The sequence below is a fragment of the Halomonas sp. LBP4 genome (assembly GCF_003202205.1).
Taxonomy (GTDB): domain Bacteria; phylum Pseudomonadota; class Gammaproteobacteria; order Pseudomonadales; family Halomonadaceae; genus Halomonas; species Halomonas flagellata.
Genome location: NZ_PDOG01000008.1, coordinates 2,361 through 3,912 on the forward strand (window position 1 = coordinate 2,361; position 1,552 = coordinate 3,912).

Consider the following 1,552-nt stretch of genomic DNA (forward strand, 5'->3'; position numbering starts at 1 on the left):
GGCTTACGGCTTACCGCTGGTATTCAGGGGCCTTAGCTCAGCTGGGAGAGCGCCTGCCTTGCACGCAGGAGGTCAGCGGTTCGATCCCGCTAGGCTCCACCATCTCCGCCCCCACCGTCGGTTACCTGATCGAGTCTGCAGTCACAAGCCACCGTCGCCCAGTGCGATGACCGGTTTGTGACTGTCGATTGACAGTCTGCTCTTTAACAATGTGAATCATGCTGACAAGTTTCTTCCGAAAGGAAGAGACGCGAGATACGTCTCAAGCGTATCCGGCAATTGTCGTCGCGATCGCGGACCAGACCTCTTGGGGTTATATGGTCAAGCGATTAAGCGCATACGGTGGATGCCTAGGCAGCCAGAGGCGATGAAAGACGTGGAAGCCTGCGATAAGGCTCGGCGAGGTGGCAAACGACCTGTGACCCGGGCATTTCTGAATGGGGAAACCCACCCCGCACCAGCGGGGTATCCCACACTGAATCCATAGGTGTTGGGAGGCGAACCGGGGGAACTGAAACATCTAAGTACCCCGAGGAAAAGAAATCAACCGAGATTCCCCCAGTAGCGGCGAGCGAACGGGGACCAGCCCTTAAGCCGGTGACTGATTAGACGAAGGTGTTGGGAAACACCGCCATAGCGGGTGATAGCCCCGTAGTCGAAAATCTGATCCGGTGAAATCGAGTAGGTCGGGGCACGTGAAACCTTGACTGAACATGGGGGGACCATCCTCCAAGGCTAAATACTCCTGGCTGACCGATAGTGAACCAGTACCGTGAGGGAAAGGCGAAAAGAACCCCGGAGAGGGGAGTGAAATAGATCCTGAAACCGTATGCGTACAAGCAGTGGGAGCCCCTTCGTGGGGTGACTGCGTACCTTTTGTATAATGGGTCAGCGACTTATTTTCAGTGGCGAGCTTAACCGAGTAGGGGAGGCGTAGGGAAACCGAGTCTTAACTGGGCGACCAGTCGCTGGAAATAGACCCGAAACCGGGCGATCTATCCATGAGCAGGTTGAAGGTTGAGTAACATCAACTGGAGGACCGAACCAGGATCTGTTGAAAAAGATTTGGATGACTTGTGGATCGGAGTGAAAGGCTAATCAAGCCCGGAGATAGCTGGTTCTCCTCGAAAGCTATTTAGGTAGCGCCTCACGTATCACCACCGGGGGTAGAGCACTGTTTCGGCTAGGGGGTCATCCCGACTTACCAACCCGAGGCAAACTCCGAATACCGGTGAGTGCGAGCGTGGGAGACACACGGCGGGTGCTAACGTCCGTCGTGAAAAGGGCAACAACCCAGACCGTCAGCTAAGGTCCCCAAATCCTGGTTAAGTGGGAAACGATGTGGGAAGGCTCAGACAGCTAGGAGGTTGGCTTAGAAGCAGCCATCCTTTAAAGAAAGCGTAATAGCTCACTAGTCGAGTCGGCCTGCGCGGAAGATGTAACGGGGCTCAAACCAGGTACCGAAGCTACGGACTTGTGTGCATCACCCAAAGCTATTCGCTTACGCGAGCGAAGCGAGCGAAAGCGCCCCACAATAGACGAGTGGGGCGCC

1 tRNA gene and 2 other annotated features are annotated in these 1,552 nt (G+C 55.4%); the gene reads left to right on the forward strand.

Annotated elements, in window-relative coordinates:
* Positions 1-26: 26 nt before the first annotated feature.
* Positions 27-102 (forward strand) — tRNA-Ala (locus CR157_RS19300).
* A gap of 231 nt (positions 103-333) precedes the next feature.
* Positions 334-835: a sequence feature (23S ribosomal RNA rRNA prediction is too short), on the forward strand.
* A 7-nt stretch (positions 836-842) separates the two neighbouring features.
* Positions 843-1,529: a sequence feature (23S ribosomal RNA rRNA prediction is too short), on the forward strand.
* Positions 1,530-1,552 lie beyond the last annotated feature (23 nt).